We start from the raw sequence: 23371 nt of genomic DNA on the forward strand, positions 1-23371 counted from the left end.
TAACCCGTTTTTTAGCTTCTTGTATAAAAGAACCGTTCCCTTGTGGAGCGGTTTTTTATTTTCCGGAACGATGTACTGATATGTATGTAAGTGTGGATAGCAACCGCGTGGCTATGGGATGGTAATTACAGTGGAGGCGGGTATGACATGGAGTGCAGGCGGAGGTGATGTGGACTTGATGGGGAACCGTGCTGCTGGAAAGGATTTCAGCGTTTTAGTGAACAACATGAACAACAGGTAGATTATTCATCCCGGTTTATGCATAAAAAAAACCGCCCTGGCAAAGCCAGCGCGGTTTATAACGAACTATTATAAAATAAATTATGCCAGTCTTACGTTAACAGCATTCGGGCCTTTTCTACCTTCTTCCACGTCAAAAACTACGCGGTCATTTTCGCCGATGCTTTCTTTGATACCAGATACGTGAACAAAAATTTCTTGTCCTGAACCTTCGATTTTAATGAATCCAAAACCTTTAGCTTCATTAAAAAATTTTACTACACCTGTTTGCATTATATTTAATATTTAATTGTGAACGTGTTCTCGCCATTATTATTACAGCAGGCGGCTACCTGGGCAACTAGAAGAAAGACTGTAAGAAAAAGCTGAATGTGAGAGGTGATCTACCAACAGAATTGCAATACATTATCCTTAAGAAGCAATACGAAGATAGGTGTTTTCCAGAATACAACCCTAATTTTTTTTCAACTTTTTCTTCGCCACCATGGCCTCCTGGCTCATAATTCCGTATTAAAATATATTTTCGCATTCTATATGAAACATCCTGACGCATGGCGAATTAAAGCCATATTAACCGGGTCTGCCGGCAACCTCGTAGAATGGTACGATTGGTACATTTACGCCACGTTTTCCCTTTATTTTGCGCCGGTCTTTTTTCCGAAGGGCAGTTATACCGCCCAGCTGCTTAATACGGCGGCCATATTTGCGGTGGGTTTCCTGATGCGGCCTATCGGCGGCTGGATGTTTGGCCGCATTGCCGATAAACAGGGGCGTAAAGCCTCTATGACGCTGTCGGTGCTCCTGATGTCGCTGGGCTCCCTGCTGATTGCATTTACCCCCTCCTATAACAGCATTGGCCTGGCGGCGCCCGCACTGCTGCTGATAGCGCGCCTGTTACAGGGCCTCAGCGTAGGCGGTGAATACGGCACTTCCGCTACTTATCTCAGTGAAGTAGCCACAAAGGACCTGCGGGGCTTTTATTCCAGTTTCCAGTATGTAACGCTCATAGGCGGGCAACTCGTAGCGCTTGGCGTGCAGATGTTGCTGCAAAAGGTATTCCTTACACCTGAGCAGCTGCACGAATGGGGATGGCGTATTCCGTTTGTGATCGGGGCCGCGCTGGCATTTTTTGCGCTGTACCTGCGCCGGCATATGCAGGAATCAACTTCTTTCGAAAAAATAAAAGCAACAAAAGATAAAGGCTCCCTGAAGCTGCTGTTTAAAAAGCATCCGCGGGCAGTGATGACAGTGGTAGGCTTAACGATGGGCGGTACCCTGGCCTTTTATACCTACACCACTTATATGCAGAAGTTCCTGGTAAACACCGTTCATCTTACAATAGAACACGCTACTACCCTCACCTTTTTCCTCATGCTTATTTTCGCGGTTTTGCAACCGCTTTTCGGCTGGATTTCAGATATCTATGGCCGGAAGCCTTTACTGATCGGCTTTGGAGTGTTAGGAACGCTGTTCACCGTTCCTATTCTTACGGGGATTAGCCGTGCGGCCTCCGAATGGACGGCCTTCTGGCTTATTTTAATGGCGCTGCTGATCGTAAGCGGGTATACTTCCATCAATGCCGTGGTGAAAGCGGAAATGTTCCCCGCAGAGGTGCGGGCATTGGGTGTTGGATTTCCCTATGCCATTACGGTGGCGCTTTTTGGCGGCACGGCAGAACCTATTGCGCTGTACTTTAAAAAAATTGGGTATGAACCGCTGTACTATTGGTATGTAACCATCTGCATCTTTATTTCGCTGCTGGTATACGCCACTTCGCGGGATACTAAAAAGACGTCTTTGCTTGATAAGGATGCGTGATCTCCCTGACGGTGCCATCGGCGTTACCGATGATGAGCCGGCTGGCGTAGTGGAGAAATAAACCATTTTCCACTACGCCGGGAATGTTATTCAGCTGTGTATGCAGCGCGGCCGCATTGTGTATTTTCTGGTAATGACAATCGAGGATATAATTACCGTTATCTGTTACAAAGCGGTTATTATCCTTTAAACGCAGCACGGGATGGGCTCCCAGCGCTGCCAGTTGTTTGAAGGTAAGCTCCCATCCAAACGTGGCTACTTCTACCGGTAAAGGAAATTTGCCCAGGTGCTTCACGAATTTTTTTTCGTCTATCACCACCAGCATTTCTTTGGATGCTGCTGCTATAATTTTTTCCCGCAGCAATGCGCCGCCGCCTCCTTTGATCAATTGCAACTGGGCATCGGCTTCATCTGCCCCATCTATATCAATATCTATCTTTTCAATTTTTTCAAAATCCACCAGGGGGATCTGCTGTTCAACAGCCAGCTGCTCCGACTGTGCAGAAGTAGCGACTGCCTTTATTTCAAGACCGGCCCTAACTAACTCGCCTATACGCAGAATAGTATAATATGCGGTGCTCCCGGTACCCAAACCAACGGTCATACCAGGCTTAATATACTCAGCGGCTTTTTCGCCTGCTGCTTTTTTTCCGATATCTGTTTGCATGGAACAAATATAACTATTAGCTGTTAGCTAACGATATCTTGCGGGAGAAAATGCGGCAATATCCATACTGGTATTGGCATTATTGGCCAGTTCCGCCAACAGCTTGCCCGTAGCGGGTCCCAGGCTGAGGCCCATCATAGCATGCCCCGTACCCATCAGCAGATTTGTATGGGAGGGCGCGTAACCGATATAAGGCAGGCCATCCGGCGAACAGGGGCGGCAACCGCTCCATACCTGATTTTTGTCGGGTATTTGTATAGGGAGATTTGTAAAATAACGGTTCACAGAATCCACGATCCCCGCCACACGGTTCATATTTACCTGGTCGTTCACCGGCGCTACTTCCATAGTGCCGCCATAACGCAAACGATTACCCATTGGCGTTAGTGCCACCCTTGCCTCGCAAAGGATGGCCGGAATATTTAAGTTTACGGATGGCGCCTCCAGGGTAACGGAATATCCCTTGCCGGGCATCATGGGCAGCCGTTCACCTGCCAGATGTGCTACAGCAGGGCTCCAGGAACCGGTTGCCAATACAAACACGTCTGCAGTATGGGTTTCCTGCCCGGTTATTACCGCTGTTACTTTATTGCCATTGGTTCTGATCTTTGTTACTTCGCGATGCGGCAGGAACTGCACCTGTTTTTGTTCCAGGTATTGTTTCAGTTGCTGCATCAGGTCGTTGGGATAGAGATGGCTGTCGCAACGATAATGCACGCCGCCCAGTACATCCAGCTGCACCTGTGGCTCCAGCGCCTGCAGGGCGGCTTTATCCAGCACTACAGCGTCCAGTCCCATGCTATTGGCCTGGGCTGCGAGGTGTGCTTCTTCTTCCGCAACGGCTGCTGTTTTATAATACATGATAATGCCTTTCCGTTCCAGTCCGAAGTTAAACCCGGGCTGTTCTGCCAGCGATGTATACAAAGAGCGGCTGAGCAAATTAATATCCCGCAGCGGCTGCGCGGAAGCTTCCACATGCTTTGCGGTAGCGCTTTTCATGAATTTGAGGCCCCAGCTGACCAGTTGTTTGTTCAGCGAAGGTTTCACATAAAAAGGGCTTTTGCTGCTAAACATCCACCGGATTCCCTGTGAGATAATGCCTGGTGCTGCCAGTGGTACAAAATGGCTGGGTACAATCATGCCCATATTTCCATAGGAGCAGTTGTTACTGAAATCTCCTTTATCGAGTACAGTTACATCCCAACCGCTTTCGTTCAGGTAATAAGCGGTACAAAGACCAATAATTCCACCACCGATGACGATTGCTTTCATGTTTTAATAAGTTAGATCACCTGGAATCCGTGTACATACGGGTCGTCGTCATCCAGTATAATAGTGTTATAGCCGGTTACCATTGCCCAGCCTTCGATGCCCGGTACAATAGCGGGTTTGCCGCCGATGGTGGTTTCTGCTTCAATGGTGCCGGTGAATTGTGAGCCGATGATACTTTCATGGATAAAGCGGTCGCCTGCTTTCAGTTTCCCTTTGGCGTGCCACTGTGCCATCCTTGCGGATGTGCCGGTGCCGCAGGGTGAGCGGTCGATGGCTTTATCGCCGTAAAACACGGCATTGCGCGCGGTTGCCTCCGGGCTAATGGTGGCGCCGGTCCAGAGAATATGGCTTAATCCTTTGATGTGCTCATTCTCCGGATGCACAAAGGAATAATTTTCGTTTAGTCTTTTCCGTAGTTCCCGGCTCCAGGATACCAGTTGATCCGCAGTATGATTTTCCAGTCCTTCGAAGTTTTCCTGCGGATCTACTATTGCGTAGAAGTTACCGCCATAGGCCACATCTACTTTCAGCATGCCGAGATCGGGGCACATTACTTCCAGATTTTCTGCAGCGAGAAAAGATTTTACGTTGGTGAGCTTTACGGATTTCACTTTCTTTCCTTCCTGTACGTAGCTGACCAGTACCAGTCCTGCTGGTGTTTCCAGTCGCAGCTGGCCGGGGACTTTCGGGATGATCAGGCCTTGTTCAATGGCGATGGTAACGGTACCGATGGTACCATGGCCGCACATGGGCAGGCAGCCGCTGGTTTCAATATATAATACGCCTGTATCGTTTGCTTCATCAGTGGGTGGATACAGGATACTGCCGCTCATCATATCATGGCCACGGGGCTCAAACATGAGCCCTTTACGGATCCAGTCGAACTCCTGCAGGAAATGCAGTCGTTTTTCCATCATGTTGTTACCCTTCAACACCGGGCCGCCGCCGGCAACCAGTCGAACCGGGTTGCCGCAGGTATGCGCATCTATACAAAAAAAAGTCTTGGTGGACATAAGCATTTAATATTTTAACGACTAACGGTGTCCTTTGTCAGCTGACCATCTATTTTTCTCCAGATACCTAAGGGATTCTCATCTTTCAGGGCATCCGGAAGCAGCTGCTGTGGCCAGTCCTGGAAACATAGCGGTCGTGCAAAACGAATGATCGCCGATGCGCCCACAGAGGTACTTCGTATATCCGTGGTAGCAGGGAACGGGCCACCGTGATGCATGGCGTAACCGGGTTCCACGCCGGTAGGCACATTATTTAAAATAACGCGGCCTACTTTCTGGCACAGGGTTTCCACGGCTTCTTCATATGCTAACAAGTCCGTAGGCGTAGCCATTACAGTACCGGTTAGCTGACCGTGTAAATGTAATAACAACTTTGTCAGTTCCGTAGCATCTTTACATACTACCAGTAATGACGCGGGGCCAAACACTTCCTGTTGCAGTTCTTCATTGGCTATAAAATCCTGCGCCGCTACGCGGTAGAGCGCCGGAGAGCCTTTGGTAGCGTCTTTTTCCGGCTTGCCGGCATACAGGGTTTGCACTCCTTTGCGGCGCGACAGCTGGTCCCTGTTTTCATAATAGTGATAACAGATACCGGGATTGAGCATGGTTCCGGCGTTGATGGCAGCTAATTCCTTTTGCAATGCCACCACGAATTGTTCCGTGGCATCGCCGGCCAGTGCTACCAGGAGACCGGGGTTGGTGCAGAACTGCCCTGTGCCCAGCGTGATAGATTGCGCATACTGTTGCGCTGTTTGTTGCGCGGATTCCGCCAGTTTGCCGGGTAACAGCAGTACGGGGTTAATGCTGCCCATTTCCGCGTATACGGGGATAGGCTCGGCCCTTTGGTTCACTGCATCAAAGATAGCGGTGCCTGCCTTGAAGGAGCCTGTGAAGCCGATGGCTTTAATACCGGGATGTTTTACGAGTTGTTGTCCCAGCAATGCGCCCGGGCCATTCAGGCTGGAAAATACGCCATCGGGCATACCGCAGGATTGGGCTGCTTTCTGTATAGCGAAAGCCACCAGTTCGTTGGTGCCTAAATGAGATTCATGGGCTTTGACAATAACGGGGTTACCGGCAGCCAGTGCGGATGCGGTATCGCCTCCGGCAGTAGAGAATGCCAGCGGGAAATTGCTGGCAGGAAATACAAGTACGGGGCCCAATGGCACCAGCATTTTTCGGATATCCGCCCGCGGTAGCGGCGTACGTTCCGGTTGGGCCGGATCGATGATGGCCTCTACCCAGGAGCCTTCGCGCAGCACTGCTGCGAAGAGGCGAAGCTGGTTTACCGTACGCATACGTTCACCGGTAATGCGGGCCAGCGGGAGCCCGGATTCCGATACAGCCCTTTCCAGCAGCGGATCGCCGATAGCCAGTATTTCCGTTGCGATGGCTTCGAGGAATACGGCCCGTTGTTCCGGGGAAGTGTGGCGGTATGTTTTAAAAGCCGTAGCGGCTTTTTCCACTGCCAGGTTTACTTCTTCTGTTGTTGCTGTTGCGAACATTTCCGGCAGGGCGGCATTGCTAACGGGATCGTATGCACGAAGTGTATCCGTTCCCGTAGCAGCCGTCGTGAAGCCGATAATATTTTTGCCTGTTATCATGCAGGGAGTTTTAAGTAATCCGGTAGTTGCGGGCGTACAGCCAGTGCTGTTGCTATTACGTTTTCCGCGTAGGCCAGGTCGGCGCCCTGTGGTATGAGTCGTGGTGCGCGTACATTCTTAGTGCCGATACCTGTAGCAGTGGCTGCCAGTTTAATATATTGCACCAGTTTAGGATCGATGTCCAGTTCCAGCAGTGGCATAAACCAGCGGTAGATGGCCAGTGCTTCCGCGATGCGGCCGGCTTTCACGAGGCGATAGATGGCAACTGTTTCGCGGGGGAAGGCATCTACCAATCCAGCTACCCAACCATTGGAACCCAGTACCAGGCATTCCAGCGCCAGCGTATCCACGCCGCAGAGGATACTGAAACGATCGCCAAAGCGGTTGATCATGCGGGTTACGTTGGTGGTATCGCGGGTAGATTCTTTCACGGCCTGGATGTTGGGCGCTTTCGACAATTCTTCAAACATATCCAATGTGACGAGGATCTTATAATCCACCGGGTTGTTGTAGATCATAATTGGCAAAGAAGTGCTGCCTGCAATGGCGAGAAAGTAGGCCACTGTTTCGCGGTCGTCTGCCTTATAGCGCATGGGAGGCAGGAGCATCAGTCCTGCTGCACCGGCTTCCTCTGCGGCTTTCGCGCAGGCGATACCTGCAGCAGTAGTTTGCTCTGCAATATTCATCACTACCGGTACTTTACCAGCCAGAAAAGCCACTGCGTGTTTCACGAGCGCATACTTTTCTTCGTTCAGTAAACTACTGGCTTCTCCCAGCGAGCCGCCGAGGATAATACCATTAACGCCTGCATCGATCTGTGCCTGCAGGTTTTTGTCGAACATCTCATAATCAATATGATCATCCGCAGTAAAAGGGGTGAGCAGTGCGGGAAATACGCCTTGCCAGTTAATTGCTGCCATTTTTTCCTATCTTTTTTATGTCAACAAAAATAGCCGTGGAGGCCCGATAGCACGCTGCTGTAATTAATCAATACTACGCAGATTTTAACCGAAAAAACTCATCTTCTACCGAAATTTAAAAAATATCCGCATATTATCACCTCACCTATTTTTTGGAATTCTAGCTTAAGTCCGCTAATTTTTGCCCTGAATAAACCGTAAAACATTGAAAGTACCTATCATACTGGCGCTTGCCGCGCTTTTCCCCGGTACCGGGCTGAAAGCGCAGGATTCAACGGCCATCAAAGCTATTAACCCGGCAGATTTTGCACGGCACATCAGCGTACTTGCATCCGACGCCTTTGAGGGCCGTAAGCCCTTTACCCGCGGGGAAGACAGCTCCATTCAATACCTGGCGGCGCAGTTTAAGCAGCTGGGGTTAAAGCCCGGTAATGGCAACAGCTATTTCCAGGAAGTGCCGATGGTATCTATCAGTTCCAAGCCCGCCGGCAACCTGGTAATAAAAGGTGCGGGAGGTGAAGTATCGCTGCAATACCTCGAAGACTTTGTGGCCGCCACCCGCCGCGTGCAGGAGCAGGTAACCATTCCCACCAGCGAACTGGTATTTGCCGGCTATGGCATTGTAGCGCCGGAATATAACTGGAATGACTATAAAGGGCTGGATGTAAAAGGAAAGACGGTGATTGTAATGATCAACGACCCCGGCTTTGCCGACAGCACGCTGTTTAAAGGACGCATCATGACCTACTACGGCCGCTGGACCTATAAATTTGAAGAGGCATCGAGGCAAGGCGCTGCCGGCGTAATCATCATCCATGAAACCGCCGCCGCCAGCTATCCCTGGAAGGTAGTGCGCAGCGGCTGGTCAAACTCCAAGCTGCACCTGCAAACCGCCAATAACAATATGCATCGTACAGCGCTGGAAGGATGGATCACATTGGATGCTGCAAAGAAGATCTTCCAGCTGGCCGGCCTAGCACCTGATATTATGCAGCAGGCCAGGACAAAAGGTTTCAAGCCGGTAGACCTCCACCTGCAAACATCTCTCGTTATCAATAATACTATTAAAAAATCCACCTCGCATAACGTGCTGGCAGTACTACCGGGCGCCAAACGCCCGCAGGAATGTGTAGTATATTCGGCCCACTGGGATCATTTTGGTATAGGCGAGCCCGTTAAAGGCGACTCTATCTACAACGGCGCCGTAGATAATGCCACCGGCACCGCAGGACTGCTGGAACTGGCCACAGCCTTCACCAGGCTGCCACAGCGCCCGGCCCGCTCCCTCCTGTTCCTTTCCGTTACCGGCGAAGAACAAGGGCTGCTGGGATCGGAATACTACGCCGCGCATCCCGTGTTCCCGATGGAGAAGACCGTAGCAGATATCAATTTGGATGTACTCAATACGTTTGGCCGTACCCGCGACATCACGGTGATAGGTTTTGGCCAATCGGAGCTGGACGAATACGCGCTGCGCGCCGCCCGGAAACAAGGCCGCGTCACCGTGCCTGAAGCCAATCCTGAAGGTGGCTGGTTTTTCCGCTCCGACCATTTCAACTTCGCCAAAAAGGGCGTGCCGGGATTGTATATCGGCCCCGGCAACGATGCCATCGGCCATGAAACCGGCTGGGGAAAGGAACAGACAGCTGCGTATAACCGCTTACGTTACCACTCCCCTGCCGATGAATTTAATGCCGCCACCTGGAACATGGACGGCATGGTAGAAGATATCCGCCTCTTATTTGACGTAGGCTACCACCTCAGCAATGAAAGCAGTTTCCCTGCATGGAAGAAAGGTTCAGAGTTTAAAGCATACAGAAAATAACTACAGACATGGTTTTATTCGGATTGATAATGATAGGACTCATCCTGTTCCTGTACTTTCAAAATATGTACGGCCGCAGGAAAGGGAAGAAAACGGCGGTGCCTGAAGGGTACCAGTCGTTGTTAGAAGAACATGTACGCTACTACCAGCAGCTGCAACCCACAGAAAAAACCCGCTTTGAAGGCATGCTGCAACGCTTCCTCAAAAGAACCAGCATAGAAGGCGTAGGCACCGAAGTGGAACCGCTGGACCGCGTGCTGGTAGCCGCCAGCGCCATCATCCCCATCTTCGGATTCAAAGACTGGGAATATTTCAATCTTACCAACGTAATCCTCTACCCCGATACTTTCGACGAAACTTACCAGTATGAAGGGAATCGACGTAACATCCTCGGCATGGTGGGCAGCGGCACACTGAACGGACAGATGATCCTTTCCCGCTCCGCGCTGCGGGAAGGCTTCTCCAATGTAACCGATAAAAACAATACCGCCATTCATGAATTTGTGCATCTCCTGGATAAAACTGATGGCGTCATTGACGGCTTCCCAAGTAAACTACTGGATCACAGCTATAGCATCCCATGGATGAAACTGGTGCATCAAACGATCCAGGAGATTTCAGAAGGGCATACGGATATCAATCCTTATGGCGCGATGAATGAAGCGGAGTTTTTTGCGGTGATATCGGAGTACTTTTTTGAAAGACCGGATTTATTGGCGGAGAAGCACCCGGAGTTGTATGGGATGCTGGTGAAGATATTCAGGCAGGACCCTGTGGGGAAGGGGTGAGGGGGATTGCCTCCTATTACAAAGAGAGACAATTTAACGTGTTGAATAAATTAAAGCCACCGGCCCAAATACTAAAACTATTTATTTAATATTATTGATTCTTACCTACACGATTACAAAGCAGTAAAGCATCTAAAAAACAGAAGCCGCAGGAAAATATCTGCGGCCTCTCTATCTTATACTTCGATTAATTCAATTAAATTAAAGTCCATAATCTTATCTAATTGCCATTGCTCATCTATAGATGGAATAAAATACTCTTTATCCAATAAATACCTTATGTCTTTTAACTTATTATTATTAAATATGAGTATATTTCTTTGATCGACTTTATAACGTGTTCCATCTTCCTTTATGGTTGAAATACCATTCCTATTGCAATATGCAGCTACTATTAACTTTTCAAAAATATTTTCAAAATCAGCCTTATTGTTATTGAACAAGTAACTTGAATCATTCCAAATAATAAATCTGCCCTCTGGCTCCGTTTCAAAATTTAGTAGCAAGTCATAAAGAGCATCCAATCTTGAGCCTAAATGGTAGCTTACGGGCAAGCTTAAATTAACTTGATAAATAAACCTCTCTAAACTATTAATAGCATTTCCATATAGAGGAACAACCTCGTTAGCGCCCTTTCGAACCAAATATTGAGTATAGTTTGTTATAAACCAAATTAACTTGTCTCGGTCATCTTCAAATAAAATAAAATCATTGAGATAGTTATTATTCATTAATAAATCATGCCATTTAGAAACTGGCTCATTCATATTTATTTCAATTTGTTTAATGCTCATATTAATGGCTAATGATAATCTTGTATACTATGAATAAATATTTCATCTTCAGTCGATTGAAAAACTATACGAAGAGCCCCTCTACCTTTTCCACTCCCTTTAACATCAATTGCATTAAAGCCTTTTAAATCCCCCGTTAAAACGTGTTGATTCCCTCCTGCCTTCCCGTGCCGAATCAACTCTAGTGCTTCTTCAACACTTTTTCTTGCAGAAGGCCCCAATTTATCCAAAACCTTTGTCGCATCGCCAGACTCGACTATTATTCTTCCTATTTTAGAGAATTTCATAGCCTTAATCGTCCCTAACACATTTCTAATCTTCCATAAATTCTTGCCGAGGTTAACTCCTCCTACATCGACATAATCAGGAGGCATCCCAGCAATATATCTAGTAACCAAATCAGAAGTTATATAACCTGCTCGATTAACAACATGCCCCCCCCTCTGTCGCTGGCCTCCAAAATATTCTTCCATGGGACTTCTAGAAGGCCCTGCTTTATACCCAATCCCAAAGGTCAATCCATATCCATACTCATCCCAACCAGTAGTAACCTTCGTAGGAGAAACGTCTATTCCATTTAATCTTACTACATCAGTACTAGTATTAAATTCATTCCAAACTTTTGGCAAATCACTCACATGCACTGTATCATCACCAAATGGATCACTTAATCCAATTGGATTGTTAAGAACATGACTATAAGGGCTGTAATCCTCAAAAAGATCTACCTTAGGATCAATCTGCCACCATCTGCCTATCTGTGGATCTAGATTTCTGTAAAACGCATCATACTGATTCAGATCCAGGTCTGTCGTATGCTCTATACCATTAAACTCTTCTCGATTTTTGGGATAATTCGCCCCCTTCAACGCATTTGAACTTATCCCCGCCATTGTCAACCCAAATGGATAATAATGCGTCTCCTCCAACAACGGTCCACTTGCCTGCGCCACTACTACATTATCAAAAAACACATCCTGCGGGCTTTCATTACTTGTGTAAACATACAGAAACCCACTCTTCTCCATCACCATTTTATCCTGGGCTAATGTCTGTAATTGATCTGGTTCTGCTTTTACTTGCTTAACTCCGCTGTTCCCATCCACTAATTTAAACTGATCATCGAACAAAACAAAATTAAGATACGCTTTGGGTCTGTCAATGTTTTGCTGATCGGGCTCCTTTTCTTTCAGACGCTGGTAATCATTATTGTAGAAGCTGCTGTTAAACGGCGTTGCCTGTTCATACGAAGCCATCCCGTGGGTGGCATCTATGGAGGCGCCTCCATTAAATACCTGTACCAGATCCTCCAGCATGCTTTCCGCAGGTGCAGTTGGGGTATTCTTATTTTGAGGTCCTGTGGATTTATAGAAAGCTTTGGCTCCTATCTGGATTGTATCCCCTGCCATCACCCGTAGTACAAGGGAGGGACCTATCTTTTTGCCTCCATTGGCGGCTGTCAGCTTCGACACAGATGCGTTATTACCGGCACTCTCATCTGATGGGTACCCTACTGGTTTAGCCGAACGGGTATTATCAATATTGCTAAACAAAGCTGTTTCAGTTGCGGCTGCGGACGTTTCCATTGTTGCAGCATACATTGAGAAATCTGTTTGTTCTGTGAGCACCATCCGTACATTTCCGAGATGATCCTTTACAAAGTAATCGTACTTAAACGCAAAAGGCTGACCGGGTTGAAAAACAGCACGTACACGTCCTTCCTCATGACCTAAAAACTGCAAGGTGTCATTCTGATACACAAAACTACCTATATAGTCTGTGGTAGTGATTTTAGCCGGAGTTACTGTGTTGTCTGTAACCGTCTTCTTCAGTTTATTACCAGCAGCATCGTATTGATACTTAATGACGCCCTTACCGGTAATAGCTATACTATCAGGCAGATTGAGGTAATTATAACGAATAGCGGCTATATTTTTATTGGCATCTTTAGTAAGATTGCCGTTAACATCATAAGTATAATCCGCTGTTTCATTGTTATTGATCTCCTTAAAATCACCCAACTGACTTTGTGTGTTATTTGTCCTGTCTGTTACGAAGGATAATTTATTACTACCTGTAAGATAACCATACTTTAAGCTGTCAATAGTTTGTACAACTGTACCGTTCAATCCTTTCTGGTTCATGGATAAAATATTACCATTGGCATCATAGGACAAGCCGCTTACCGAGAAATTAGCAAGGTTATCCGTCCAGTTGGTACTACCTGTGTTCTGTTGGGTAAACTGTCCTCCCGTCAGACGACTGGCTTTATCATAATTATATTCATAAGCACGGGCAATGCCATTGCTGCGGCTTTTCCATCTGGCTCCGGATATATTGCCGTTATACTGGGAGGTGGTAAAGCCATAGTCATAATTCAGGTCCTGCCCAAACCAATTAGAAGTACTTCCTGCTGTGGAAATAAAGTCTTTATTAATTCCCTTCAGCCAGCCGCGGATATTATATTCATAGTTCAACGTTTCCAGCTGTGTGGTACTTGTTACGCCCAAACGTTTCTTCTTTAGCTGACCTAATTCATCATATTCATTTACAGCTATTGTTTTTTCCTGGTTCACATCATTATTCAACCGCTTTTTAATGTTAAGCAGACGGCCACCGGCATCGTATGCCAACATCGTTAACACCTCGGTTTGTGGAATGGTGCCGCTGCGCTGATTCCTATGGCGGAGATAGGTGCTTAATAACTTCCCGTTAAAATCATACAGGTTAGTGGCTACGTCTTGTCCTCCGCTGAGATTATCTGATAATGTCTGGATCAGCCGTCCCTTGTCGTTGTAATAGTTGGTGGTTGTCAACCATTGATCGGAACCCAGCACTCTTACTTTGGTGCCGGTAACCAGCCCTTTTATCATAGTGCTGGCCACGGCAGGTAATGCCTCTGCATTTAAGTTGCTACCGGCTTGCGGTTTAGTGATATCGGTACTGGCGTAGTTTTGCTTGCCTGCAAATCCGTAATTCTCGTAAAAGGTATAAGTTAGCGGTATTAGTGCACTCATGGGTATGTTCGGCAGCGGATTGGTAACCGTAACATTTGCATTGCCATTAAGAGCCGAGGCATTAATTTCTGCAGTCACTTCCACGCCCGTTCCGGTATCAAAACCATCGGTAAGTGTGATACTGTTGGTGGCCACATAGGAACTACTTCCATTATGAGATGCCAATACCAGGTCGGCTGTTCCGGGGAAGTCATACGACAGGCTTTGTGTATTGCTGGTTGCCGTATTCATAGTACTTTGCAATGTAGCCCGGTCAGTAGCTACATTGTAAAGGGCAGTCATCGTGGGCCGGTTCAGTCCATCATAAAAAGTAACCAGCCAACTTTTGCCCTTCATATTGCCATCCCGGGAGAAAGCCAATCTGTCGCGTACATCATACACCATTTCTGTTGAATCAGCGCCGGGTACTTTTTTTACGATCATGCGGTTACGCCCATCGTACCGGTAGATAAAACAGAGTTCAGCTGCGATAGCGGTGCTGATTGTCCAGTTACTGATAATAGCTTCCACTGCCTTAGGAGGAATTACAAAACGCAGATTTCCCAGGTCATCATATGCATAATAGGTACATAGCCAGCCCATGTGGCCAGTACCCGGATTTGCACCCAGTTGTACTTTTTTAAGAAGAACTTTCCCTTCTTTATCCTTGTACTCAACTACCTGGTTATTTGCTTCATCGATTGATATGTTCTTATACAGCTGACCGGCTGCATACATGCGCCCCGTTACGCTGGTTGGGATAATAGCTCCGGCTACAAAATCCCAGATACGCACCGAATCCGTCACAGCATTTATCAGGTATTGACTTTCCACCGGGTGATTCCCTCCCCTTTCAACCGTTGAAGGATCATTCTTTGCCCAGCTGTTACCTGGAGCATAGGATTTCAATACCCGGTTCAGAGGTGATGCCTCATAATCAACACGACTATAATACACATTTTCTCCACTGGCGCCGGGCACCTGTGTTTGGTAGAAACTCTTTTGCGCGTTAAAGGGATCTGTTTTAAACTTGCCATCTTTTACGCCTTGCGGAACATAAGGCAAATATTTAGTCTGTTCTCTTCCAAATTGATCATAAACTACGGGAGACACAATATCGTTACCACCAAAGCTCATTGCTTTTGATACGGTTTGTAATGGTCTGCCAAGTCCGTCTACATAGGTGGTTGTTTGCCTTACCTCCGCCACCGACCGACTGGATGATGCCACATAGGCAGTATCAGCGGTTGGTGTTGCAGGTTCCCAGGTGCGCACATAATTGATCACCGGATTAGTATAGGCAGCCGGAATTTGTACAGGGGTAGCAATAGGCCTTGTAGATGGGTTCGGAGTCTGGGCGGCTACAGTTAATATACCTGAAAACAAGCCCGCTACAATACTAACCAACCTGAAGTAAAAAGAAATTCTACGTTGCTTTGAGATAGACATCAAGGACGAAATCATTGGTTAATAGGTTTTTGATACTGGTAGTCAAGTTGTTTCAGGATTTTACCATTTTGGTCTTTAACCAGCCTGAGACGACCTAAACCATCATATTCATAATATGTAGTTCTGTTTGCAGGGCTGGTTTCACTTGTAATACCTATAGATGGCATATAGGTATAGGTCGTGATCAGCGTATTTGGGAACTTAGTTCTTAGAGTATTTAATTCATCTCTCAATTGTTGATCACTTAGAGGATTGTCAAGAATACTTTGCGTAATGTATGTCTTTACGGTGCTATAATCCGCGCCGTCAATTCTGGCCACTGGGTATAATCCTTTATACCCCCAGAGATAAGCGGTGGGTGTACCTCCGGATTGGGACATTCCCAATAAGTTACCTTTGTTGTCATAGCTTTCAAAATTCACACGTTGTTCAGCACCAAAGCCACCCGTCTGAGTTTCAGAAGAAACTGGCATAAAAATATTGTTCCCCCAATCTTTATAATTTACCTTCGAAGATCGCAGAAACGTATTATTCTTATAACTGGATGTGTTTATAACAGTATTCACCATATTTCGCTGTACCATACCAGAATAGGGAGGCATGGTTCCAAAATCAGCAGCATACTGGACTTTTTGTTTCAGTGTGTCTTTCTTACTATTTATTGTGGCTGTTTGTGTCAACTGGTAATGGAGCGGCGTTTTCTCATAGTAATATGCTTCATTTTCCTGAATACTATTACCTGCATCGTCGAAAGTGATAACAGTTTTTGTTTTCGGCTTATCAAAACCTGTGCTATGAGTAAAGTATGGGACTTTCACGTAAGTAGAGAGCCCACATGAGAGCAGGAGATTTGGCCAGGCAAAATCCACTGTTTTCTCAACAGCGCCAAAATTAAATTTTGCACAATGGACCCCACCGCTGGCCCTATTAAAATTGGGATAGTCTTCGTAATTAATACTTTTGGGAGCATTATCATAAAAATCCTCCGGTAATGCTGTATTACTCTGAAAAAAATTGAGATACTGGAAACTGATAAGATTTGTATTGATCTCCTGTACGTAATCTTCTCCTGAGATATCGTTCAAATGCGGGGACCAATCATAATAGCTGATAGAATCCTTTTTTACGAGTTTGTCTCCTTTATAATATTTTGTTTCAAGCAATTTCCCCCTTGTCCATTCTTGTGGTTCTATAATTCCATCATAGTTATATTGATAATATTGACTAAAGTAAGGCATGGCAAAGGAAAACCTATATCCAGTTCGCTGATTATTATCGGGGTTGGTATTATCAATCGCATATTCATCCACATACTCATATCCGCAATAAGAACCAGAAGTTGTTTCCAGAGGTAGCACAGAATTAGAATAGAAATTTATTCCCCATTGCATTTGTGCATAAATTCCACCTCCAGAACCTGTCGTCATAGGATAAAACTTGAAGTTATACTGATAATACTGCGGAAAAGACACCACTCTGCCTGAAGTAAAATTAGGATTCGTTGGGTAGGCATATGGGTTTAAATAAGTATAACTTTTCTTCTTTGCCAATTTACCATTATTATCATAGTAGTTAATATCTTTTATCCGTAAACCTCCTACGTTTACCATATTAGACCCAGTATTAACTTCCCGCCACTTCACTGTAAATGCCAGATTGTATGGCTGATTATCAGCCGGAGAGCCGGGCTGATTACCATAAGATAAAGTCACTGTCATTTTATAGGTCCCCGGTGCAAGTGATAACGGTTGTTTATCTTCCCCCTTGCGGACTACCACTGATCCCTGATAGGAAGCTGTATTAAATTCCCGTACTGAAACATATCTTCCTGCCTCGAGTTTTTCTAACAGGAAGTTCACATTATTAACATTGGGAGGCATATCCTTCTCCATGTCAGAAATACCGAAGTTCGTACTACACTCCCAGCCATATCCCATTGCCGGCTGCACACCGTTTTCAATGGTAAAAGTTTTTGTAAAACAACGCCCACCGCTTCCATTCACATAATCCGGAGATGGATATGACGTGCTCCTGCTATAGCTACTGATTCCAATAGCCGCAGATTTATCTGCAATATTATTATTATCATCCTGATAAGTTTCCACAGGCATATTCCAAATGCCTGCTGTATTACCTTCATATATAAACTCACTTTTCCCTCCTTCCGGATAAGTAATACTCTTGATAGAAAAAACATTGGCCTTTAAAGGATGTACTCTTCTATCTCCTCCGGTAAATAAGTTCGGGGCAATATCTGGTATAAAGGAATACTGAGTAATATTGGCGGCCCCGTTATAAAAGCCCCAATGATCCTGAGAATAGGTAAACTTGGAAGGCATATCCTGGGCTACATAATAATCAAACTTGTATTTAACTGACTCAGTATTATCACTTCCACTTATAGCAATGCTGTCAAGTCGCAATCGTTGAAAACGATATTCGGAGGGGAATATACTTTCCTGATTGGTATATCTGTCAAAGGCATTACCATAAAAGTAACTGTAGTAAAAACGTATTTTCCTGATCAGTTTACCTTGTTGGCTTACTACATTTATTTCGTTCAATGCCTTGGAAGGCGCGTCATTCCTGGATGTGGTAAGAAAATCAACTTTCCCTTCAGGGTAAGTGATTGAACTTGGTCTCGCATCGTAATACCTGACTCCTGCCAAGTAAGCGCTATTGGATAAATTGTCATAAAGACCATCTCTACCACCGTTACCACTTGACACAGAGGATTGAAAAAGACTTACTTTAAGGCCCGATAAACGATAATTGATATAGTTAAATTTCTCGTAAGTATAATTAATACTATCATTAAATATATTTCTAATAGTTTTTATATTCCATGCGCTTTTAAAAGCTCCGGCTGGCGTTACACTTAACGGATCATCGGTAATAGTACCGTCTTTCCCCAGGTCCACACTGGTCCCGTCGGGCAATTTCAGGTTCCAGTAATTGAATGGATTGATAGTTCCATTAAGCGTATTATTGTTATCATACTGCGTAACAAGAATATCTTCTTTAGGGAACAGGATGAATTTATTTTGCTTCTGACTATACATAAAACGTCCACCCATTCCCAATATATTATAGTAGAACTCATCGGGCATATAATCCTTTCTATTGTATTTCGCAGCAGTAATATTTTCCAATCTCACCTGGGCCTGACTCTCCACGTCAGTAGCCAGATTATTAAACTCATCTATGGTAAATCCCCTATTATTTACCCCGGCTGTGTAATAATAATTTTCATCCGGGGCGCCTTTGGTTTTCCTGGAAATCTCCCCGCCGTAACTCAGACTCCATCCAAGTCCTACCCACGTGGCATCCTGATCCACTCTTATACCACCGGCGTGGTAATCAAGCGTTATCGGAACTGTCACGCCTTTTATCTTAATTTCATACAAAGGGATACTGATGTTGGGGACCCCGGTATAATAGGAAACCGGTGTTTCAATGAACCGGTTAAAAGCGGCGACTTCTGGTGTTTTAAAAGTGACAGAGGGCAGCGTCTGTGCTTCCGCCTGGGTCAACAGGATAACCAAACAAAAAATAAAACAATTAATCCATCTCATAATTTCAATGAACTTCACTTAAACATAAATCGATACATATACATGGTTGGATGAACAGAAGCAATTTGCCTATCTGCCCACTATTCATACGCTTTACTTCCCAGTAGATTTCTTAGCTTCTTTTTCAGTCTTCTCCTTCAACATCTCCAACTCCTTCCGTTGCACCACACTTTCCTTCTTGAGATCAATAATATACAATGTCAGTTCTTCAATCTTTTGCAACAACTTCTTATTCATCTCTCCTACATCCAGTCCATCTTTCTCTACTTCTTTCTCTGAAGGAATCTCAGGCAAATGCTTATTGGCTTTAATAAAGCATTCTACCTCCTGTAACGATGGCAACTCATAATCCGGATGAAATACAAAATCAGCCCAACCACTTTGTGTAACCTTTACTTTCTGCGCAAAAATATCTCCCTTCACGGCCAGCTTTGCCTGAGGGATATTTGTACCTATACCTACATTACCATCACCTCTAACGTACAGTAGTGGCTTACCTCCGCCCGTGGCACCGGAGCCGTCTGTATTAGCATTATTTAAAACGGCAAATGAATAGTTGGCAGCTGTTGCATTCAAGGTACCTACTGCCACCCCATAGTTTTCTCCCCATAAATAGGCGGATGCTTTAGTTGTATTACCTTGTGAAACCGTATGCAGCGTATATCCCGGCACAGTGCCTATCCCCATTTTCCCCATATTTGTGGTATTTCCCTGCACATCTTCATAGGACAACTGATAAAACTTACTATTATCAAAATCACAATTCAAGCCATAAGTATCGGTACTTGCCACAAAGCCAACCGGTGCAGTGATAGTCTGGTCAAAAGGAGCCGTATTCAGGGGACTAACGGCCGTATGATCTTCGCTGCGATAATAAATTGCACCCCACTGATAATTGGACTTAACCCACAACGCATTATTAAACACATAAAAAGTCGCCGCTAATGGATTCCCTGAAATACAACGAATCTCTAGTCCGTCGAATCTTGCAAGAGTTCCCTCATATTTATTAATCCGGATAAGGTAGGCGCCTTGCCTATAATGGTAATTGACATCTCCCACCACATCCAATTCTATGGTGGTAGCATACCGGTCTGCATCATTGTTGATTTTAGCCACCTTATAGTAGCAGAGATTATAGGGAGATGCACTAGTATTGGCGGGCCCCATTATAAGCCAATCACCCGGTTCACTTACACGGGCAGCTTCTGCACCTAAACTGGAAATGATTAAAATGATACTGATTAACAAACTGCAGGAACGAAAAAAAGAACGCATTTAGAATAGTTTTTGAATAAAAAATTAAAAATTATACCCCAGCCTCACCTTCACAGGGTCCGTCCGTGGCACATGCTGGTTATACAAAAAATCAAACAACACCATCATATTCCCTTTCAGCTTACTATTGATCTTGTACTTCTTACTAATTCCAATTAACCCACTCTGTGTCCACTTCTGCCCCACACCTTCCGGTACGCCGGCATAATCCGGCTGATAATTCTGCTCATAGCCGCCATTCAGGAAAAAGGTGCCTTTCAGTTTCCAGTCGATGAACGAGCGGATGCCCATACCCTGACCGGAGAAATGGATATTGTCAAAGCCGGTGCCCATGCCCAGTTTGTAAGAAAGCCCAAGACCAGCGCTTCCGTTTTTATGAAACTTATAGGCGGCTTGTCCGGCGAGGTCGCCGGTAGTGGGGAAGAATTTATTGCTGCGCTGGAACTGGATGTTGCTTCCGAATTCCAATCGTTGCAGGAAGCTTTTTGTTTTCATTTCCTTTGGCTTGAAATCCGGCATCTCGGCAGCATTATCAAGATCGGGAAACTTACTTTTCAGTTCGTCGAATTTGCTGCGGGCTTCGGCCATCTGCTGGCTTACGGCGGCACTGGCATTAGGACCGCTGCCTAAACGCTGCTGGATGAGCTGTTCCACCTGGTTGCGCGTTTGCAGTCCTTCGAGGTTGGCGGCTGATGCAGTAGCGCCTTGTATATTAAACAGGCTGGCGAGCTGAGAATGCTTCTGCATGAAGTCATTGAAAGCGGGGATCTTCTTAATCACTTCCATCGCTTTTTGCTCTGCTTTCTTTTTATCTTTAAAAACCTCTTTATACTCTTTCAGTTGCTGGGCGTAGTAGTAGGCTTCCTTATTCATCTTCTGCAGGTCTTTGGTGAAGCCGGTATACTGACTTAACTGTTCCTTCAGCAGCTGTTTACGCTCACGGATATACGCTTTGATTTGCTCTGCCTGGGCCAGTTTATCTTTCAGGTTATCGACAGATTTTTAATGAGCCATTTAGTTTATCTGTAATCCCTTTGGATTGGCTCAATAAGCCTTTGGTGTCTTTCAGAAAGGAAAGCGAATTGCTGAGGCTATCGAGGTAAGGGCCACCGGCTTGGGTTAAGGCACCGGAGTACTTCCCAAGCTTGCCTTTCATACGGGACTTCAGGCTTCCAAGAGAATCGATCGAATGGGCAAAAAGATTATTGGCTTTCAGGGAGTCGATGCGCCCCAGTCTGCATTTCAGCTTTTCCTCCTGTTTCATGAAACGGCTCAGGGCTTTTTCGCTGCGCTGGGTGATTTGCCGCTCCATTTTATCCGACTTTTGTTTTACCTGCGACAGGTACTTATCCGGAATAGCGCTGGCTTTTTGCAACAGGCTATCCTGGGCCTGCGCGGTACAAAAGCAGACAAACAACAGTAAGATCAGATGATAAATAGTTTTCATGGCGAATACGGGGGTTATTTCGTAGCGATCTTTTCTTTAAGCACTGCTACTTCTTTGGTAAGGGATAGCAGTTGCTTATTCATCTCTATAATATACAACATTTGCTCCTCAACTTTCTGCAATAATTGTTTGTTCATCTCTCCTACATCTACTCCCTCTTTCTCTACTTCGCTGGCAGATGGGATACCAGGAAGATGTTGATTCTTTGCAACAAACTGCTCTACTTCAGACAGGGCAGGTAATTTGTAATCCGGGTGGAAAACGAAATCGGGCCAATTGGCATAGGATTTCACGACGACCTTTGTAAAGATACCGCTGCCGTTTACGGCTAGTTTGTAGCCTTTGGCGTCTGTAGTTCCAATAGCTACGCTGCCGTTGGCTTTTACCAGCATGAGATTCACGCCGGCGCTGTTAACTGCAAGGACATTACTGGTGGCCAATCTCGCACCTGTTTTATTTCTGCTGTCAAGTATTATCCCTCCATAGACAAGATCAGAAGCAGGAAGCACGTCCTCCACCTCGGCGGTAATATAAAGACCTAACGAGCGACCTGGCACATAACTACGCGCATTAATTTGAGGAAAATAATTCCCCGCGGTACCAGTGGCATTCATGAAGCTCAGTGCTCCGTCCATTGCGTCTACATCTGTTTGTGTAAATTCGGCAGATACAGTTCCCGGCAAATTGACGACATGCAGCCTCGCAGCCGGTGACGTTGTCCCAATCCCCACAAATCCATTATTCACAATCCTCATCGTTTCAAACTCACCTCCGCTACCTCTCACAAAAAACTTCATGGCAGACATCCTTCCAGAAGCGTCAGTTCTCTCAACTTCCAGTTTACCCAGGTCGGAACCGGACATATTAAATTTGAGAGCACCTACCACGCCTAAAACGTCGGACGAATGTGTCAGCTTTATATTTGATAAACCAGCGGAGTAAATTTCCAGCTTTTCCGTAGGTACAGTAGTACCAACACCCGCATTACCAGTGGCTTCCAGCTTATTCTGGGCATAACTGCTTAACGCAACAAAAGAAAGAAGCAGGGAACAAGAATATTTCATAAATAAAGGATAAAACAATTAAACAAACTTATCAGGTATATGACTATGACTTACTATAAGGGTAAACAGTTACATTCCTACTGGGTTGAACACTACAGTTAATTCTGACACAAAATAGTAAAAATCAATTAAATCCGGGGCCAAAAGTAATTAACTTATCATTAACCGGATCATCCCACATTCGTGGTATTTTGTCAGGCACTTTATTTCTAACTTCACATTACAATAAATAATAAATAATGCCCGACCTGAATCTGCTCGTTATAAAAACCGGCCAACTTGCCGAACATGCTGCATTCTATACTAAGCTTGGTTTTCAGTTTGATTATCACCGGCATGGTACAGGACCTTATCATTATGCAAGTACCGGTGGAAATATAGTCCTGGAAATCTATCCCTTACCCAAAGGGACTGCTGTTGCAGATAATACTACCAGGCTGGGCTTCAAAGTTGCCGATCTGGATAACCTTATGAAAGAACTCCCTGAAGAAAACATCCTCACCGCACCTGCATTAACAGCATGGGGATATACCGCTATTATCCAGGACCCTGACGGAAGAAAGATTGAACTGGTACAACAATAAAAAAACCGCTCCCGCTTACGCAGGAACGGTTCTATAT

At 45.5% G+C, this 23371-nt stretch carries 17 protein-coding genes; 4 read left to right on the top strand and 13 right to left on the bottom strand.

From position 1 onward, the window contains the following. Positions 1-321: 321 nt before the first annotated feature. Positions 322-513, bottom strand: coding sequence for a cold-shock protein (locus QFZ51_RS23585; protein WP_079472790.1), 192 nt, complete (start codon positions 511-513; stop codon positions 322-324). 261 nt (positions 514-774) lie between these two features. Between QFZ51_RS23585 and QFZ51_RS23590 the strand changes: the two genes are divergently transcribed. Continuing rightward, a complete protein-coding gene (locus QFZ51_RS23590; protein ID WP_429049570.1) occupies positions 775-2058 on the top strand; it encodes an MFS transporter in 1284 nt (427 codons plus the stop codon). Here the strand turns inward: QFZ51_RS23590 and rpiA are convergent. From rpiA to QFZ51_RS23615, 5 genes are read right to left on the bottom strand one after another with little or no spacing between them, the layout of a single operon-like run. Beyond that, entirely contained in the window at positions 2024-2725 is a 702-nt protein-coding gene (gene rpiA, locus QFZ51_RS23595) for a ribose-5-phosphate isomerase RpiA (RefSeq protein ID WP_370907439.1), read from the bottom strand. The genes QFZ51_RS23590 and rpiA overlap by 35 nt on opposite strands. Before the next feature lie 27 nt (positions 2726-2752). Continuing rightward, positions 2753-3997: an NAD(P)/FAD-dependent oxidoreductase gene (locus QFZ51_RS23600; RefSeq protein WP_429049573.1), complete on the bottom strand. Its 1245-nt coding sequence runs from the start codon at positions 3995-3997 to the stop codon at positions 2753-2755. An 11-nt stretch (positions 3998-4008) separates the two neighbouring features. Further along, entirely contained in the window at positions 4009-5010 is a 1002-nt protein-coding gene (locus QFZ51_RS23605) for a 4-hydroxyproline epimerase (RefSeq protein ID WP_429049575.1), read from the bottom strand. A gap of 14 nt (positions 5011-5024) precedes the next feature. Further along, the gene (locus tag QFZ51_RS23610) at positions 5025-6614 is read right to left on the bottom strand and encodes an aldehyde dehydrogenase (NADP(+)) (RefSeq protein ID WP_429049577.1); all 1590 of its coding nucleotides are present in this window, start codon (positions 6612-6614) and stop codon (positions 5025-5027) included. Next, positions 6611-7534 carry a dihydrodipicolinate synthase family protein gene (locus tag QFZ51_RS23615; RefSeq protein ID WP_429049580.1) on the bottom strand — a complete coding sequence of 308 codons (924 nt, stop codon included), beginning with the start codon at positions 7532-7534 and terminating at the stop codon, positions 6611-6613. The genes QFZ51_RS23610 and QFZ51_RS23615 overlap by 4 nt, the downstream gene beginning before the upstream one ends. A gap of 205 nt (positions 7535-7739) precedes the next feature. Between QFZ51_RS23615 and QFZ51_RS23620 the strand changes: the two genes are divergently transcribed. After that, complete coding sequence (locus QFZ51_RS23620; RefSeq protein WP_429049582.1) at positions 7740-9359, top strand: M28 family metallopeptidase; 1620 nt, start codon at positions 7740-7742, stop codon at positions 9357-9359. Between the two features lie 29 nt (positions 9360-9388). Continuing rightward, the gene (locus QFZ51_RS23625; RefSeq protein ID WP_429049585.1) at positions 9389-10147 is read left to right on the top strand and encodes a zinc-dependent peptidase; all 759 of its coding nucleotides are present in this window, start codon (positions 9389-9391) and stop codon (positions 10145-10147) included. 176 nt (positions 10148-10323) lie between these two features. Here the strand turns inward: QFZ51_RS23625 and QFZ51_RS23630 are convergent, their stop codons facing one another. The 7 genes from QFZ51_RS23630 to QFZ51_RS23660 form a co-directional block, all read right to left on the bottom strand. After that, positions 10324-10914, bottom strand: coding sequence for a barstar family protein (locus QFZ51_RS23630; protein WP_429049587.1), 591 nt, complete (start codon positions 10912-10914; stop codon positions 10324-10326). 35 nt (positions 10915-10949) lie between these two features. Further along, positions 10950-15401 carry a DUF6443 domain-containing protein gene (locus QFZ51_RS23635; protein ID WP_429049590.1) on the bottom strand — a complete coding sequence of 1484 codons (4452 nt, stop codon included), beginning with the start codon at positions 15399-15401 and terminating at the stop codon, positions 10950-10952. Further along, complete coding sequence (locus tag QFZ51_RS23640; protein WP_429049593.1) at positions 15398-18961, bottom strand: hypothetical protein; 3564 nt, start codon at positions 18959-18961, stop codon at positions 15398-15400. Before QFZ51_RS23640 ends, QFZ51_RS23635 begins: the two co-directional genes overlap by 4 nt. Before the next feature lie 93 nt (positions 18962-19054). Further along, a complete protein-coding gene (locus QFZ51_RS23645; protein ID WP_429049595.1) occupies positions 19055-20239 on the bottom strand; it encodes a hypothetical protein in 1185 nt (394 codons plus the stop codon). A 24-nt stretch (positions 20240-20263) separates the two neighbouring features. After that, positions 20264-21112, bottom strand: a complete 849-nt coding sequence (locus tag QFZ51_RS23650; protein WP_429049597.1) for a hypothetical protein — start codon at positions 21110-21112, stop codon at positions 20264-20266. 115 nt (positions 21113-21227) lie between these two features. Continuing rightward, entirely contained in the window at positions 21228-21686 is a 459-nt protein-coding gene (locus tag QFZ51_RS23655) for a hypothetical protein (protein WP_429049599.1), read from the bottom strand. Between the two features lie 14 nt (positions 21687-21700). Then, positions 21701-22750 (bottom strand): hypothetical protein, encoded by a 1050-nt coding sequence (locus tag QFZ51_RS23660; RefSeq protein WP_429049602.1) that lies wholly within the window; start codon positions 22748-22750, stop codon positions 21701-21703. A gap of 239 nt (positions 22751-22989) precedes the next feature. Between QFZ51_RS23660 and QFZ51_RS23665 the strand changes: the two genes are divergently transcribed. Continuing rightward, a complete protein-coding gene (locus QFZ51_RS23665; RefSeq protein WP_429049605.1) occupies positions 22990-23334 on the top strand; it encodes a VOC family protein in 345 nt (114 codons plus the stop codon). Positions 23335-23371: the final 37 nt, after the last annotated feature.

Origin of the sequence: Chitinophaga sp. W3I9, from assembly GCF_050434025.1 — a bacterium.
Taxonomy (GTDB): Bacteria; Bacteroidota; Bacteroidia; order Chitinophagales; family Chitinophagaceae; genus Chitinophaga.